This is a genomic window from Bradyrhizobium sp. Arg816, from assembly GCF_029989365.1.
Lineage (GTDB): Bacteria > Pseudomonadota > Alphaproteobacteria > Rhizobiales > Xanthobacteraceae > Bradyrhizobium.
Map to the genome: position 1 here is coordinate 44,503 of NZ_JAPRAQ010000024.1, position 15,720 is coordinate 60,222.

Consider the following 15,720-nt stretch of genomic DNA (forward strand, 5'->3'; position numbering starts at 1 on the left):
CCTATTTTTCCACGCCCGGCACGAGCCTGCCGTTCTCGACATGGGCGGGTACGTAGGTCGAATCCGGTGCGGCGCCGGAGAAATGCGCGAAGCCGATCAGCCCCGCGATGACTAGCACGAGCGCGGCCAGGACCAGGCGCGCGACGACGGTGACCGGCCAGGATGATCGCGCGAACAGGCCGGAGCGGGTGGCGGCCAGGAACAGCGCATAGACGGCAAAAGGGATGAGGAAGATTCCGATCTCGGTCAGAGCCGGCCGGATCATGATGAGTAGATCCGCTCATACAGCACACGCAGCATTCCGGCCGTCGCACCCCAGATGTAGCGTTCCGCGAACGGCATCGCGTAATAAAACCGCTCCATGCCGCGGAATTCCTTGCTGTGCACCTGGTGGTTCACCGGGTTCATCAGGAAGGATAGCGGTACCTCGAAGGCATCATCAACCTCGGAATGGTTGATGGTGAGCTCGAAGCCGGGCCGCACCTTGGCGACCGTCGGCAGGATGCGGAAGCCGAAAGCGGTGCCGTAGAGATCGAGGTAGCCGATCGGCTCGACGAAGTCTCTGGACAGGCCGACCTCCTCCTCGGCCTCGCGCAAAGCCGCATCGAGCGGCGAGGCGTCGGTCGCGTCGATCTTGCCGCCGGGGAAAGCGATCTGGCCGGCATGGTCGTTGAGATGCGCCGAGCGCTGCGTCAGCAGGATGGTCGGCTCGGGACGGTCGACCACGGCGATCAGGACCGCAGCCGGCCGCACCGGCTGCTCGCGCGCGACGATCTCGAGCATCTTGTCGGTGCCGGGATCGCCCGAGGCGGGGATGATGTTCGGATCGTAGAGGCCGGGCGGCACCTCGAAGCCGAGCCTCGCCGTGGATCGGGCGAAGAAATCGGCCGCGCCGATCACGACCGGACCGCTCTTCAGGATAGGCTTGTTCAAAGTGCGGCCCTCACCTGCTCCGCGTCGGCCATGGCGAAGAATTCGCCGGCCGACTCGACGCCGAACATCGGCTGGCCATCGACCATCCGCTCCTCACCCATGTCAACCAGATCGTAATAGAGCGCCCGGGTGACCTTGGCCCAGAGATCGGCGCGGACATGCAAGTATGGCGTCAGCCCGCCCTCCCTGGCCTGCTCGAAGCGCAGCCGGTGCGCGGCATCGCAGGTGACCCAGTCGTCGACATTGGTGCGGAAGCGGAGCACGCGATGGTTGTCCTCGCCGTCCTTCTGCATCTCGACCGCCATGAACGGCGCGTCGTCGACGCGAATGCCGACTTTCTCCACAGGCGTGACGAGAAAATGCTTGTCGCCTTCGCGCTTCAGGACCGTCGAGAACAGGCGAACCAGCGCAGGGCGGCCGATCGGCGTACCCATGTAGAACCAAGTACCGTCGGAAGCGATTCGGATGTCGAGATCGCCGCAAAACGGCGGATTCCAAAGATGCACCGGCGGCAGGCCCTTCGTGGCGCCGTCGGCATTGGCAGCACTTTTGGCGGCGGCAGTCAGCCCCTCAAGACCTCGATCGGCGCTCTGCCCTTGGTTCGCCATGGTTTGCCCTGACTTTGTCCGTTGGCACGATTGGTGCAGGTTTTACGTTGTACCCGGGTGCGCGGTTCCACACCGGATTAGCCCGGTGTGGAGGTCGCCACTTCGTGATGCCCTACATATCCCTAAGCCGATAAGGTGGGGATAGGTTAATTCAACGAATACATGGCCTTCCTGCAAGTCTAGCATAGGGCCCATGTGCGACTTGTGATGATCTGACGACGCAAGCGGGCCGCGTGGCGGACTTTAAGGAGCTGACGGATGGCGGAAAGTGTCGAGAAACTGGAAGACGGAATCGTCCGTTCGGCCGAGCAGGTGTCGAGCCAGATTCGCGCGGCGAAAGACGCAATCGCGTCCGTCATCTTCGGCCAGGATCGGGTGATCGAGAACACGCTCGTCACCATCCTCTCCGGCGGTCATGCGCTGCTAATCGGCGTGCCCGGCCTCGCCAAGACCAAGCTGGTCGAGACGCTCGGCGTCACGCTGGGTCTCGATGCCAAGCGCATCCAGTTCACGCCCGATTTGATGCCGTCGGACATTCTCGGCGCCGAAGTGCTCGATGAGAGCACCGCCGGCAAGCGTTCCTTCCGCTTCATCTCCGGTCCCGTGTTCGCGCAGCTGCTGATGGCCGACGAGATCAACCGCGCCAGCCCGCGCACGCAGTCGGCGCTGCTCCAGGCGATGCAGGAGCAGCACATCACCGTCGCCGGCGCGCGGCACGACCTGCCGAAGCCGTTCCACGTGCTCGCCACGCAAAACCCGCTGGAGCAGGAAGGCACCTATCCGCTGCCGGAAGCCCAGCTCGACCGCTTCCTGATGGAGATCGACGTCGACTATCCCGATCGCGACGCCGAGCGCCGCATCCTGTTCGAGACCACGGGTGCCGAGGAGACGCTGGCGAGGGGATCGATGAACGCAGATGCGCTGATCACCGCGCAGCGGCTGATCCGCCGTCTGCCGGTCGGCGATTCCGTGGTGGAGGCGATCCTGTCGCTGGTCCGTTCGGCTCGCCCGGGCGAGGAGAGCGGCGAGACCGGCAAGTTCATCGCCTGGGGTCCCGGCCCGCGCGCCAGCCAATCCTTGATGCTCGCCGTGCGCGCACGCGCACTGATCGACGGACGCCTGGCGCCCTCGATCGACGACGTGCTCGACCTCGCCGAGCCCATATTGAAGCACCGCATGGCGCTGACGTTCCAGGCGCGCGCCGAAGGCCGCACGATTCCGGACGTGATCAAACAATTGAAGGCTCGGATCGGTTGATGGTCGCAGACAACGGGCACACGGCGAAGGAGATCATCGCGATCCGACGTGCCGATGGCGAAAGCCGTACGCTCGCCGCTTCGCTGCCACGCCTGGTGCTCGAAGCCCGCCGTATCGCCGCCAACGTCATCCACGGCCTGCACGGAAGGCGCCGCGCCGGCTCCGGCGAAAACTTCTGGCAATACCGCCGCTTCGTCTCCGGCGAGCCGGCGCAGAACGTCGACTGGCGCCGTTCGGCGCGCGACGACCATCTCTATGTGCGCGAGCTTGAATGGGAAGCCTCGCACACGGTCTGGATCTGGCCCGACCGGTCGCCCTCGATGGCCTTCGCCTCCAAGACCGCGCGCGAATCCAAGCTCGAGCGGACGCTGATCGTTGCCTTCGCGCTGGCCGAGCTGCTGGTCTCGGGCGGCGAACGCGTCGGCATTCCCGGACTGATGGCGCCGACCGCGAGCCGCAGCGTCATCGACAAGATGGCGCAGGCGATGCTGCATGACGATGCGGACCGGCTGAGCCTGCCGCCGTCCTTCGTGCCTTCCGCGCTCGCCGAGATCATCGTGCTGTCGGATTTCTGGTCGCCGATCGCGGAGATCAAATCCACGCTCGCGGGCCTGTCCGGCTCCGGCGCGCATGGCACGATGGTGCAGGTGGTCGATCCCGCCGAAGAGTCGTTCCCTTATTCCGGCCGCATCGAGTTCGTCGAGCCCGAGGGCTTCGGCGTGATCACGGCGGGCCGCGCCGAGACCTGGGCGCAGGACTACACCGCGCGGCTCGCGCTGCACCGCGACCAGATCCGCGCCGAGACCAGCAGGCTCGACTGGCTGTTCACCACCCATACGACCGACCGCTCCGCCGCCGAGCTCTTGCTGTTCCTGCATGCAGGCATGCAGGTGAGCAAGTCGGGCAACCGCACCACGACGATCAAGGTGGGGCCGGCCGCATGATGGGATTGCCGCTCGCCTTCACCGAACCGCTGCTCCTGATCGGCCTCGTCAGTCTGCCCGTGCTGTGGTGGCTGCTGCGCGTGATACCGCCGCGGCCGCGCCGCATCGAGTTTCCACCGACGCGCCTGCTGTTCGACATCGCACCTCGCGAAGAGACGCCCTCGCGGACGCCGTGGTGGCTGACCGCGCTGCGGCTCCTGGCTGCGGCCCTCGTCATTTTCGCCGCCGCCGGCCCGATCTGGAATCCGCAAACAGGCGCCGCCGGCAGCAAGGCGCCGCTGATGATCATGTTCGACGACGGCTGGAGCGCCGCATCGCACTGGGATGTCAGGGTCAGGGCCGCCGACGAGCTGATCGCCAATGCCGACAACGACCGCCGCGCGATCGCGCTGGTGCCGCTGTCAGAGCCCAATCGCGACATCACCCTAATGCCTGCGGGTGCGGCGCGCGTCGCACTGCGCCAGCTCGCGCCAAAGCCCTACTCGATCGATCGCGTTGAAACCCTGACCGCCATCGACCGTTTCCTGAAGGCGACCGGCGACTGCGAGATCGCCTGGCTGTCGGATGGCGTCGATACCGGCCGCGGCGAGGACTTCGTGCAGGGCCTTGGCAAGACCATCGGAGATCGCAGCCTGACGGTGTTCGAAGGCGGCACGTCCTCCCCGCTGGCGCTCGTCGCCGCCGAGAACGCCGCCGCCAAGATGACGGTGAAGGTGCTGCGCACCGACAGCGGTATCGCCGTCGGCACCGTGCGCGCGCTGGACCAGAAGTCCTCGCCGATCGGCGAAGCGCGTTATTCGTTCGGCCCGCAGGACAAGGAGACCGAAGCCTCGTTCGACCTGCCGGTCGAGCTGCGCAACGACATTACGCGGCTCGATATATCGGGCGAGCGTTCGGCCGGCGCGGTGCAACTGCTCGACAAGCGGTGGCGCCGCCGCGCCATCGGCATCGTCACCGGCACGACCAGCGAGACCGCGCAGCCGCTGCTGGCGCCGACCTTCTACCTGACCCGTGCGCTGGCGCCGTTCGCCGACGTGCGGCTCGCCGACCGGGGCTCGCCGCAGCAGGGCATCACGCAATTCCTCGACCAGAAGCTGCCGATGATCATCCTCGCCGATGTCGGCACCGTCGCCCCTGAAATCCGCGAGCGTCTCAACGCCTGGATCGACCAGGGCGGCGTGCTGGTGCGTTTCGCCGGTCCAAGGCTGGCCCAGGCCGAGGACGATCTCGTGCCGGTCAAGCTGCGCAAGGGCGGCCGCACGCTCGGCGGCAGCCTGACCTGGGAGAAGCCGCAGCATCTCGCCGGCTTCGCCGCCGACGGCCCGTTTGCCGGCGTCGCAGTCCCCAAGGACGTCACCGTGAACCGCCAGGTCCTGGCCGAGCCCGACGCGGTGCTCGCCACCAAGAGCTGGGCCTCGCTGGAAGACGGCACGCCGCTCGTCACCGGCGAGCATCGCGGCAAGGGCCTGGTCAGCCTGTTCCACGTCAGCGCCGACATGCGCTGGTCCGACCTGCCGATGTCGGGCACCTTCGTCGAAATGCTGCGCCGGGTCGTCGACATGTCCGGCTACACCGCCAAGCCAGGGCCCGGGGTCGCGGGCGAGGCGAGCACCGAGACGGTGGCGCCGCTGCACATCCTCGACGGCTTCGGCGCGTTCGGGCCGCCGCCGGCCACCGCGAAGCCGCTGCCCGCGGATTATCGCGACCGCGCCACGCCTGATCATCCGCCCGGCTTCTATGGTCCGGCAGAAGGACCGCTCGCCGTGAACACGCTCGCAGCTTCCGACCGCATCGCCGCGCTGAACACCGCAGGCCTGCGCGCCCGGCACGCGACCTACACCAATGCCGAGCCGCGCGACCTGCGCGGCTGGCTGCTGTCGACGGCGCTCGCGCTGTTCCTGATCGACGCCATCATCGTCGCGGTGCTCGGCGGCGGAATCGCCGCGCTGCTGCGCCGGCGCGCCGCGACAGCCATGATCGTCTTCGGGCTGGCGCTTGCAGGCCTGGTGTCGCTTGCGCCCGCGCCGTCGCACGCCGATGGCGCCTCCGACGAGTTCGCCATGAAGGCGGTGTCGCAAACCCGCCTCGCCTATGTCGTGACAGGCAATGCCGACGTCGATTCCATCGTCAAGGCCGGCATGTCCGGTCTGACGCAATTCCTGGCGCAGCGCACCGCGCTGGAGGCCGGCGATCCCGTCGGCATCGATCCCGGACGCGACGAGCTCGCCTTCTTCCCGCTGATCTACTGGCCGATCGTGCCGGGCGCGCCCAAGCCGCCGCAGGATGCCATCAACAAGATCGACGCCTACATGAAGCAGGGCGGCACCGTGCTGTTCGACACCCGCGACGCGATCGAAGCGCCGCCCGGCGAGAACGGCGCCGCACAGACCCCGGGCATGCAGACGCTGCGCGAGATCCTGTCGTCGCTCGACGTGCCCGAGCTCGAGCCGGTGCCGCGCGAGCACGTGCTGACCAAGACTTTTTATCTGTTGCGCGACTTCCCGGGCCGTTTCAGCACCGGCCAGACCTGGGTCGAGGCCTTGCCGCGCGATGAGGACGACGACAGCGCGCAGCGGCCGGCCCGCGGCGGCGACGGCGTCTCGCCGATCATCATCACCTCGAACGATCTGGCCGGCGCCTGGGCGCAGCGGCTCGACGGTCAGTTCATGCTGCCGATGTCCGGCGGCGACGCCCGCCAGCGCGAATTCGCCTACCGCGCCGGCGCCAACATCGTGATGTACACCCTGACCGGCAACTACAAGGCCGACCAGGTGCACGCACCGGCCCTGATCGAACGTCTGGGGCAATAGGATCGACATGAATTACGGCATAGCGTTCACGCCGCTTGTTCCCGCGATCGTCCTGTGGCTCGCGCTCGCCGCGATCGTCGTGGTTGCGCTCGTGCTGCTGCTGGCGCGCGCGCGGGGCGCTGCCGTGCGCGTGGCCGCGCTGGCGCTGTTCCTGCTGGCGCTCGCCAATCCCTCCTTTACCCGCGAGGACCGCGATCCGCTCACCTCGGTCGCCGCCATAGTCGTCGACAAGAGCCCGAGCCAGAATTTCGGCAACCGCAATCGCGAGGCCGCGCAGGCGCAGGAAGCGCTGGTCGACAGCCTGAAGAAGATCAAGGGCCTCGAGGTCCGCGTCGTCGACGCCGGACAGGCCGATGGCGAGACCGACGGCACAAAACTGTTCGGGGCGCTGGCCACCGCGCTGTCGGACGTGCCGGTCGACCGCGTCGCCGGCGCGTTCCTGATCACCGACGGCCGGGTCCACGACATCCCGGCCAACACCGCCGGGCTCGGCTTCCAGGCACCGGTGCACGCGCTGATCACCGGGCAGAAGGACGAGCGCGACCGCCGCATCGCGATCACGGCGGCGCCGCGCTTCGGCATCGTCGGGCAGACCCAGACCATCACCTACCGCCTCGACGACCAGGGCGTCACCGGCGAGCGCGCCAAGGTCACGATCCGCAGGGACGGCGAGGTCCTGAGCGAGCGCACGCTGGGAAGCGGCCAGAGCGCAAGCGTCGACGTCGACATCAAGCACGCCGGCCCAAACATCGTCGAGATCGAGGCCTCGCCGCTCGCCAATGAGCTGACGCCGGTGAACAACCGCGCGGTCGTCGCCATCGACGGCGTGCGCGACAAGCTGCGCGTGCTGCTGGTCTCGGGCGAGCCGCATTCCGGCGAGCGCACCTGGCGCAACCTGCTGAAGTCCGACGCCAGCGTCGACCTCGTGCACTTCACCATTCTGCGTCCGCCGGAGAAGCAGGACGGCACGCCGATCAACGAGCTGTCGCTGATCGCGTTTCCGACCCGCGAGCTGTTCCAGCAGAAGATCAACGAATTCCAGCTGATCATCTTCGACCGCTACGCCCGCCAAGGCGTGCTGCCGATCGCCTATTTCGACAACATCGCGCGCTATGTCCGCGCGGGCGGCGCGGTGCTGGTCTCGGCCGGCCCTGATTATGCCTCCAACACCAGCATCTGGCGCACGCCACTGGATTCAGTGCTGCCGGCAGAACCCGTCGGCGTGACCGAAAAGCCGTTCTATGCGCATCTGTCGGAGATCGGCAAACGCCACCCGGTCACGCGCGGCCTCGAAGGCTCGGCCTCCGAGCCGCCGCGCTGGAGCCGGTTCTTCCGCACCGTCGACACCCGCAACGCGGTCAACCCGCCGGTGATGACGGGCGTCGACGGCAAGCCGCTCCTGTTCCTGTCGCGCTTCGGCGAGGGCCGCGTCGCGCTCTTGCTCTCCGACCACATCTGGCTGTGGGCGCGCGGCTATGAAGGCGGCGGTCCGCATCTCGATCTCTTGCGGCGGATGTCGCACTGGCTGATGAAGCAGCCGGACCTCGATGAGGAGGCGCTGCGCCTCCAGGTGCAGGGCAAGGATCTCGTCGTGGTGCGCCAGACCATGTCGGACAGCGTCCAGCCGGTCAGCGTGACCTCGCCGTCGGGCGTGTCGCAGGACCTGACGCTCAGCCCTGCCGATCCCGGCGAGTGGCGCGCCAGCCTGCCGGCCAGCGAGCTCGGCCTGTGGCAGGCGACCGACGGCACGCTGAAGGCGCTGATCAATGTCGGCCCGACCAATCCGAAGGAGTTCTCGGAAGTCACCTCCACGACTGAAACCTTGAAGCCGCTGACGCAGGCGACCGGCGGCAACGCCGTGCGCGTGGTCGACGGCACCAGCGTCGAGCTGCCGCGCATCGTACCGGTGCGCTCGGCGAGCGTCTTCGCAGGCGATGGCTGGATGGGCGTGCGGATGCGCGACGCCAGCGTCGTGAAGGGCGTCGGCGTGCTGCCGATCTTCGCCGGCCTGATCGGCCTGCTGCTGCTGCTCGGCGCGTTTGCCGCCACCTGGGTCCGCGAAGGGCGCTGATCTCCTGAAGCGGGATGGATGAGACTCGCCTAGCGCCGCGACGGCGGTGCGTTCCCTCCCCCCTCGCGGGGGAGGGCTAGGGAGAGGGGTGGCCCAGCAATAGGTGTCATCAGTTGTTAGCGATGCATCGAGCGCGGGTAGGCGACGGAAAGAGTCCCCGTCTGGCCCCCCCCTCCCTGCCCCTCCCCCGCAAGGGGGGAGGGAACGGAGAGAGCACCGCTGTTGGCCCAACTCGATTCGAATTCAACCCATCGCGCTAGTTGCCCGAACGACACATCGATTCGGCTGCCAGCGCGCATTGGTCCGCTCGCTGTTGACATCCGCTGATCTAAGCTGCGATGTTACATTATAACATCGCGAGATCAGGGGGATTGATCCCTGCGATGTGGGGTGGCTTTTCCAGATGAAGTGGTTCCGGTCGAATATCAGGCACGGCGCCCGGCTCGCGTTGTTCGCGATGCTGGTGCAGTTCGGGCTGACGTTCGGCCACAGCCATTGGTTCGCCCAGGCCGCTCCCTTCGCCCAGTCCTCGCTCCAGCAGACCGACGGCAGCAAGAGCATCGCTTCAATCGACCGCGCCGCGGTCGAGAGGCAATCGCCCGCCGGCCCCGACCGGGAGCAGCCGGGCGAGGACAATTGCGCGATCTGCGCCCTGGTCGCGATGGCGGGCACCGTCATGTTCGCGGCGCCGCCTCTCTTGCTGCTGCCGCAGGCGATCGACCTGCTCTACCGCACCCTAGACGCCGAATTCATCCATCTGAACTCGGCCGGCACGGCGTTTCAGCCGCGCGCCCCTCCCGCGTCCTGACTTCCAACAGCGCTTGATCACACCCGGCTCGCCGCTTTCAGGCGAACGCACGGGAGCAGTTGAAGTCGAATTCCGTCGCGCTGCGACGGCAGGCCGCCTCCGATCAGCACCAAATCTCGCGGACGGCGCCTGACTGGAATCAGGACCATGTCATTTGAATTGCGACGCGCGCAGCGTCTCGGTGGAGCAAGCCTGCTCCTGCTCGGCGCCGCCGCCACATCGGCGCTCGCCCAACAGCCGGTACAACAGCCTGCGCAAGATAAATCATCGACCGAGCTCCCCTCCGTCACCGTGACGGCGCCGAGCCCGATCGTGCGCAGGGTGGTGCCGACCCGCAGCCCGGTCCATGTCGCGCGCACCGGACGGTCGCGCAGCCAGCAACGCACGGCCGAAGCAACGCCGGCAGCGCCAGCGACGGCCGCCACGCCCCAGCAGGGCGTGCTGCCAATCGTCACCAACCAGTTCGCCACCGTCACGGTGGTGCCGAACGAGGAGATCCGCCGCGAGGGCGGCGGCCAGCTCGGCGATCTGCTGTTCTCCAAGCCCGGCATTACCGGCTCGAGCTTTGCGCCCGGCGCCTCCAGCCGGCCGATCATCCGGGGCCTCGACGTCAACCGCGTCGGCATCGTCGAGAACGGCACCAATGCGAACGGCGCCTCCGATCTCGGCGAGGATCATTTCGTCCCGATCGATACGCTCGCGACCAATCAGGTCGAAGTGGTGCGCGGGCCGGCCGCCTTGCGCTATGGATCGACCTCGATCGGCGGCGTCGTCAGCGCCACCAACAACCGGATTCCGGATGCGCTGCCGAGCTGCGGCACTCAGCCGTTCCAAAGCTATGGCATGCCGGTCAAGGCGCCGCTCGCGAGCGCCGCAACCTCGCCCTGCGTCACCGCCGAAACGCGCAGCGCGTTCAGCTCGGTCGATCGCGGCGTCGAGAGCGGCGTGCTGCTCGACACCGGCGCGGGCAACTTCGCCTTCCATGCCGACGTCTACGGCCGCAACACGACGGATTACGGCATCCCGAGCTACCCCTATTTGACCGACCAGACCCGGACCATCACAAACGGGCGCCAGCCCAATTCGGCGTCGCGCACGGACGGCGCCTCGATCGGCGGCTCCTACTTCTTCCAGGGCGGCTATATCGGCGCGTCGATCACGCAGAACGACTCGCTCTACCATATCCCCGGCATCGACGGCGCCGACCACAACACACGGATCGACGGTCATCAGACCAAGATCAACGTCAAGGGCGAGTACCATCCCGACGCTGCAGCGATCGACGCCATCCGCTTCTGGGCCGGCGCGACCGACTATCGGCACAACGAGATCGGCCTTGCCGATCCCGCCAATCCCAACACTGACGGCGTAAGGCAGACCTTCACCAACAAGGAGCAGGAGATCCGCACCGAGGTGCAGCTGATGCCGTTCAACGCGCGCTTCGCCGAAGTGACGACCGCGCTGGGCTTTCAGGTCGGCCATCAGGAATTGACCGCGCCGAGCCCTGACAATCCCGGCACGCTGTTCAACGGCCTGTGGGACCCCAACAACAACACCCGCGTTGCCGCTTACGCCTTCAACGAGTTCAAGTTCACGGAAGCAACGCGAGCGCAGATCGCCGGCCGCATCGAGCATGTCGAGCTGCACGGCACGACGCCGAACTTCCCGGCGGATTATCTACCCGACGGCACGCCGCAGGTGGGCATCGCACGCAATCCGTCCTTCACGCCGAAGAGCGGCAGCATCGGCCTGTTGCAGGACCTGCCGGGGGGTATGGTCGGCAGCATCACCGCGCAATATGTCGAGCGCGCGCCCAAGGCCGCGGAACTGTTCTCGCGCGGCGCGCATGATGCGACCGCGACGTTCGACATCGGCAATCCGAACCTCGCCATCGAGACCGCGAAGTCGGTCGAGGTCGGCGTCCGCAAGGCGACGGGGCCGTTCCGCTTCGAGGCGACCGTCTACTACACGCATTTCGACAATTTCATCTTTCGCCGCCTCACCGGCGTGATGTGCGACGACAATTTCGCGTCCTGCGGCACGCCGGGCGCCGAGCTGAACCAGGCGGTGTATTCGCAGGCCAACGCCAACTTCCGCGGCGGCGAATTCCAGTCGCAGCTCGACGTCGGTGCATTCCAGGGCGGCATCTGGGGCATCGAGAACCAGTTCGACGTGGTGCGCGCCACCTTCACCGACGGCACCAACGTGCCGCGCATTCCGCCGCTGCGGATAGGCGGCGGCGTGTTCTGGCGCGACGACAACTGGCTGATGCGCGTCAACCTGTTGCACGCCTTCGCGCAGAACAATGTCGCCGTGATCGCGGAGACGCCGACGGCGGGCTACAATTTGCTGAAGGCCGAGGTCAGCTACAAGACCAAGCTCGATCCGCGTCTGTTCGGCGCGCGCGAGATGACGGCCGGCATCGTCGGCAACAATCTCCTCAACGAAAGCATCCGCAACTCGGTGTCCTACACCAAGGACGAGGTTCTGATGCCCGGCATCGGCGTGCGGGCGTTCGCCAACTTCAAGTTCTAGCCTTGCGGCAGCCGGGGCCCACGGGCCCCGGCACACGCGCGTTGAGTGAACCGTAGCCCGGATGGAGCGGAGCGAAATCCGGGGTTTCTCACCTGACGGAAAGACCTTCCCGGATTGCGCTCCGCTCCATCCGGGCTACGGGCTGCGCGTCAGCCGCTTCTCGAAGCGCCATTGATCGACGGGGAACGGCCCGTTCGAGGTCTCCGACATCATCACGAAGGTGCCGGCGTTGCGCCAACCGCTCTTCTCGTAGAACCGCGCAGCGCGCGCGTTGCCGACGGCGCAGGCCAGCCACGCCAGCTCCACGCCGCGCGCGGCAAGGCGGGCCTCTGCGTCGGAGATCAGCGCCGCTGCGACGCCCGCGCCGTGCGCCTTCGGCGATACGAAGAGCTGATACAATTCGTCAGCCCTGAGGGCGCAGAGGCCGAGCGGGGCGCCGGCCGGGCCGACGACGCGGATATCGGGAAGCATGACCGCGAGCCGATGGCGAAAACTCGAGAGCGTGCGGAGGCGGACCAGCTCCGACGGCGCAAGCGAGGCATGCGAGCCATGCCAGGCATCGTGCCACAGCTGAGCGAGATGATCGACTTCACCGGCATCAGCGGGCCGCACCTGCATTGTCGAGACTCCGCAAAAGGTATCGTACCCCGGATGGAGCGCAGCGCAACCCGGGCTGCGAACGACCCTACCCCGCCCGCGCCTTGCTCCAGTCGGGCGTGACCTGCCCCGACACGCCCTCGAAAGCGCCGTCGACGAGCTCGAACACCAGGACGCGCGCGGCGTCGACCGGGCCGGGCATGGTGACGCGGCCCTTGGCTACCTGCTTGAAGCCGACGCGGCTGTAATAGGGCTCGTCGCCGACCAGCAGCACGATGGCGTGACCTTTCTCCTTGGCGTCCTTCAGCGCGCGCTCGATCAGGAGACGGCCGATGCCGCGGTCGCGGAACGGCGGCTCGACGGTGAGCGGCCCGAGCAGCAGGGCCTGCGTCTCGCCGACCAGCACCGGCAATTGCCTGACCGAGCCGACCAGAAGCGTGCCGATGCGGGCCGTGAAGGACAATTCGAGCAGATGGTCGACGTGCTCGCGAATGCGGTAAGCGCTGAGCACGAAACGGCCGGGGCCAAAGGTGCGCTCGTGCAGCCGTTCGATCGCCTGGGCGTCACCGGCGGCTTCCGGAAGGATGGTGAGCGAGAGATCGGTCATGTCGGCATGCGTCTTCGAGCGAAATGGTTTCAGGTTCGCGTCAGGAAAACGCGTCAATGCGAGATGCGGGATAACATCTCAGACGGCCGCGGTCCATCGGCCTCGTGGGCGATAAAGCCCTGTGCCGGACCGCGGCTGAGGACCGTCGCGAACAGCAGCGTCCAGAGCGACAGCATCAGGATCGGGATGACATAGTACTGCGTGAAGACCGGATGCGTGGCAAAGAACGCCAGATTCAGCGCGAGATTGCCCGCCACCAGCAACGCGAGTTTTCTGGCGCCGCCATGGCCGGCGGAGCGCCACAACAGCGCGGTCCCGACGCAGGCGATCACGATCAACGGGAATTGCGTGTCGCGGAGATAGGCCTGCAGCACGGCCGGATCGAGGCTCCGCGGGGCCGTATCCTGGCCGCCATAGGCCGAGACCAGCGGATTGCCTGAGTTGACCAGGTTCGCCGCGAACACCGGCAACAGCCCGACGAGGAACGAAAGGCCGAGCACGAGACCTGAGACGAACGTCTCGCGGGTACGCCAGATCAGGAACGACAATCCGAAGAACAGGAAATAGCCGGCCGACAGAACCACGTTCGCGATCCGAAAGCTCGCGGACAGGCCGAGCAGCAGGCCGACGGCGGCGACCATCAGCAGGCGGCGCCGGCCTCCACCGACGAAAAATCTTGCGGTGAACAGACCCGCCAGCGCGCAGACGACCATGGTCGGCGCCATCGAATAGCTCGCCTTGGTCGGATTGATCATGAAGTAGATCGAGAGCGCGCCGAGCAATGCGGCGAGCGTCAAGGCGGCCTTCTCCTGCGCCCGCCACAACCCGAACAACGCAAGGCCGGCGACGATCGCGTTGGCCAGCATGTAGAGCGGAACGACCTGGAACCCCTCCGGGAACAGCGCCAGCACGAAGCCCGTGCCCGGCGGCGGCGTCATCACCCATTTGCTGCCGTCGGCAGTTTGAGTGTGGCAGGGTGCCCGCGTCGGTTCGTTCCAGTTCGGAAAATCGATACTGCGCAACTTGGCCGCGAGATAGCCGTCGGTTTCACGGGCGAGGCTGGTGTCGAGCCCCTGCCAGCCGAAGCGCTGGAACAGATGCGCCTGCCTGAGATAGCAGATGTCGTCATAGACGCCACGGCTCTCGCTCCAATGCGAGACCAGCCTGATGTTGCTGGCCAGAATTGCCAGAAACACAATTGAAAAAAATACTTTAACAGCTCTCATCGGCATTCGCCGGGCGGCCCCACACAGCTTGAAATGACCCGCCGCCTGTACAGGAAAAGCACCGGCAAGTATAGCAGAGTGGGGATTCTGGAGGTGAGGCAGACGTGGCCGATATGGGACTGCGCTTGGATTCAACTAACACATGCCACAACGGTGCCGCCGCACCGCAGCAGGGCACGTCGCGAGTCCTCATCATCATTCCCTGCTTCAATGAGGAGGCCTCGGTCGGCGGTCTGCTGAGCGAGATCGCAGCAACCGGCCGCGGCTACCACACCCTGGTCGTCGACGACGGCTCGTCGGACGCGACGTCCGCGGTGGCAAGCTGCCGCTCCCTGGTCGCCCGCCTCGCGCAGAATCTCGGCATCGGCGGCGCCGTGCAGACCGGCATCAAATACGCGGCGCGTCAGGATTTCGATTTCTGCATCCAGATCGACGGTGACGGCCAGCATGATCCGCGTGCCATCGAGACGCTTCTGGAGGCCTATCGTAGGGACCCGACCAACATCACGATCGGAAGCCGCTTCATCGACCATGCCGGCTTCTGCTCCACGCGCATGCGGCGCGCCGGCATCAGGCTGATCGTGCTTGCGCTCAACGGCCTCTTCAGCGGCGGCCGCATCACCGATCCGACCAGCGGCATGCGATTGCTCGACCGTTCCGCCATCGCCTTCTTCGCAAAAGCGTATCCGACGGATTTTCCGGAACCGATCTCGCTGGCCTGGGCGATGCGCGCAGGCCTCACGGTCAGCGAAGTACCGGTCGAGATGCGGGCGCGGGAGACCGGCGTCAGCTCGATCGACGGATTCAAATCGGCGAGTTACATGATCCGCGTCCTCGGCTATATCCTGCTCGCGCGCCTCGTGAGGGCGTCATGACGCCGAGCGTCCCCGTTCCGATTTGTGGTCCCATCATCTCGTCGAACATTCTGAGGAGGCAGCCGTGACAGATGCCCTTCCAAGTCCGGAGACGGTCGTCGTCATCTCCGCCTTTGCGCTGATCTACATGCTGATGCTGCTGCGCAAGACGCTGCAAGGCAAGTTCGATCTCTATGACTTCCTGATGCTGTCCATGGTGGCGATCATCCCCGCCGGCTTCACGCTGTTTCCGACACTGGCCTATCTCGTCAGCCATCTGACCGGCGTCGTGTTTCCGTTCGTCGTGATGTTCGGCGCCCTGTTCCTGGTGGTGTTCGCGTTCATGCACAACATGACGGCGCGACTGCACAGGCTGGAGCGGCAGAACTGCGCGCTGATCCAGGAGCAGAGCCTGCTGGTGCTGGAGCTGCAGGCGAAGCAGGGCCGTCAGGGCGTCGAGTCATGAGCGC

14 protein-coding genes are annotated in these 15,720 nt (G+C 66.6%); 8 read left to right on the forward strand and 6 right to left on the reverse strand.

Going from position 1 to position 15,720, the window contains the following annotated elements:
- Position 1: 1 nt before the first annotated feature.
- From OWC48_RS36850 to OWC48_RS36860, 3 genes are read right to left on the reverse strand one after another with little or no spacing between them, the layout of a single operon-like run.
- On the reverse strand, positions 2 to 265 hold the full coding sequence (locus tag OWC48_RS36850; protein ID WP_282524382.1) for a DUF6111 family protein: 264 nt from the start codon (positions 263 to 265) through the stop codon (positions 2 to 4).
- Complete coding sequence (locus OWC48_RS36855; RefSeq protein WP_282524383.1) at positions 262 to 933, reverse strand: CoA pyrophosphatase; 672 nt, start codon at positions 931 to 933, stop codon at positions 262 to 264. The genes OWC48_RS36850 and OWC48_RS36855 overlap by 4 nt, the downstream gene beginning before the upstream one ends.
- On the reverse strand, positions 930 to 1,541 hold the full coding sequence (locus tag OWC48_RS36860) for a DUF1285 domain-containing protein (RefSeq protein ID WP_282524384.1): 612 nt from the start codon (positions 1,539 to 1,541) through the stop codon (positions 930 to 932). The genes OWC48_RS36855 and OWC48_RS36860 overlap by 4 nt, the downstream gene beginning before the upstream one ends.
- 258 nt (positions 1,542 to 1,799) lie before the next feature.
- Here OWC48_RS36860 and OWC48_RS36865 point away from each other — a divergent pair, with 258 nt between their 5' ends.
- The 6 genes from OWC48_RS36865 to OWC48_RS36890 all read left to right on the forward strand — a co-directional run bounded on the left by OWC48_RS36865 (position 1,800) and on the right by OWC48_RS36890 (position 11,966).
- Positions 1,800 to 2,798: a MoxR family ATPase gene (locus tag OWC48_RS36865; RefSeq protein ID WP_038935379.1), complete on the forward strand. Its 999-nt coding sequence runs from the start codon at positions 1,800 to 1,802 to the stop codon at positions 2,796 to 2,798.
- Positions 2,798 to 3,742, forward strand: coding sequence for a DUF58 domain-containing protein (locus OWC48_RS36870; protein WP_282524385.1), 945 nt, complete (start codon positions 2,798 to 2,800; stop codon positions 3,740 to 3,742). The genes OWC48_RS36865 and OWC48_RS36870 overlap by 1 nt, the downstream gene beginning before the upstream one ends.
- Positions 3,739 to 6,552 carry a DUF4159 domain-containing protein gene (locus OWC48_RS36875; RefSeq protein ID WP_282524386.1) on the forward strand — a complete coding sequence of 938 codons (2,814 nt, stop codon included), beginning with the start codon at positions 3,739 to 3,741 and terminating at the stop codon, positions 6,550 to 6,552. Before OWC48_RS36870 ends, OWC48_RS36875 begins: the two co-directional genes overlap by 4 nt.
- Before the next feature lie 7 nt (positions 6,553 to 6,559).
- Positions 6,560 to 8,623 carry a hypothetical protein gene (locus tag OWC48_RS36880; protein WP_282524387.1) on the forward strand — a complete coding sequence of 688 codons (2,064 nt, stop codon included), beginning with the start codon at positions 6,560 to 6,562 and terminating at the stop codon, positions 8,621 to 8,623.
- A 403-nt stretch (positions 8,624 to 9,026) separates the two neighbouring features.
- Positions 9,027 to 9,431, forward strand: coding sequence for a DUF2946 domain-containing protein (locus OWC48_RS36885; protein WP_282524388.1), 405 nt, complete (start codon positions 9,027 to 9,029; stop codon positions 9,429 to 9,431).
- Positions 9,432 to 9,578: 147 nt separating this feature from the next.
- Complete coding sequence (locus tag OWC48_RS36890) at positions 9,579 to 11,966, forward strand: TonB-dependent receptor (protein WP_282524389.1); 2,388 nt, start codon at positions 9,579 to 9,581, stop codon at positions 11,964 to 11,966.
- A 135-nt stretch (positions 11,967 to 12,101) separates the two neighbouring features.
- Here the strand turns inward: OWC48_RS36890 and OWC48_RS36895 are convergent, their stop codons facing one another.
- The 3 genes from OWC48_RS36895 to OWC48_RS36905 all read right to left on the reverse strand — a co-directional run bounded on the left by OWC48_RS36895 (position 12,102) and on the right by OWC48_RS36905 (position 14,396).
- Complete coding sequence (locus OWC48_RS36895; RefSeq protein ID WP_282524390.1) at positions 12,102 to 12,584, reverse strand: GNAT family N-acetyltransferase; 483 nt, start codon at positions 12,582 to 12,584, stop codon at positions 12,102 to 12,104.
- 67 nt (positions 12,585 to 12,651) lie between these two features.
- Positions 12,652 to 13,170: a GNAT family N-acetyltransferase gene (locus OWC48_RS36900; RefSeq protein WP_282524391.1), complete on the reverse strand. Its 519-nt coding sequence runs from the start codon at positions 13,168 to 13,170 to the stop codon at positions 12,652 to 12,654.
- A 53-nt stretch (positions 13,171 to 13,223) separates the two neighbouring features.
- Positions 13,224 to 14,396 (reverse strand): hypothetical protein, encoded by a 1,173-nt coding sequence (locus OWC48_RS36905; protein ID WP_306664637.1) that lies wholly within the window; start codon positions 14,394 to 14,396, stop codon positions 13,224 to 13,226.
- 125 nt (positions 14,397 to 14,521) lie between these two features.
- On the opposite strand from OWC48_RS36905, the gene OWC48_RS36910 reads away from it, so the two are divergent.
- Both OWC48_RS36910 and OWC48_RS36915 read left to right on the forward strand, forming a co-directional pair.
- The gene (locus OWC48_RS36910) at positions 14,522 to 15,271 is read left to right on the forward strand and encodes a glycosyltransferase family 2 protein (RefSeq protein WP_282524393.1); all 750 of its coding nucleotides are present in this window, start codon (positions 14,522 to 14,524) and stop codon (positions 15,269 to 15,271) included.
- A gap of 64 nt (positions 15,272 to 15,335) precedes the next feature.
- Positions 15,336 to 15,716 carry a DUF2304 domain-containing protein gene (locus OWC48_RS36915; RefSeq protein ID WP_282524394.1) on the forward strand — a complete coding sequence of 127 codons (381 nt, stop codon included), beginning with the start codon at positions 15,336 to 15,338 and terminating at the stop codon, positions 15,714 to 15,716.
- Positions 15,717 to 15,720 lie beyond the last annotated feature (4 nt).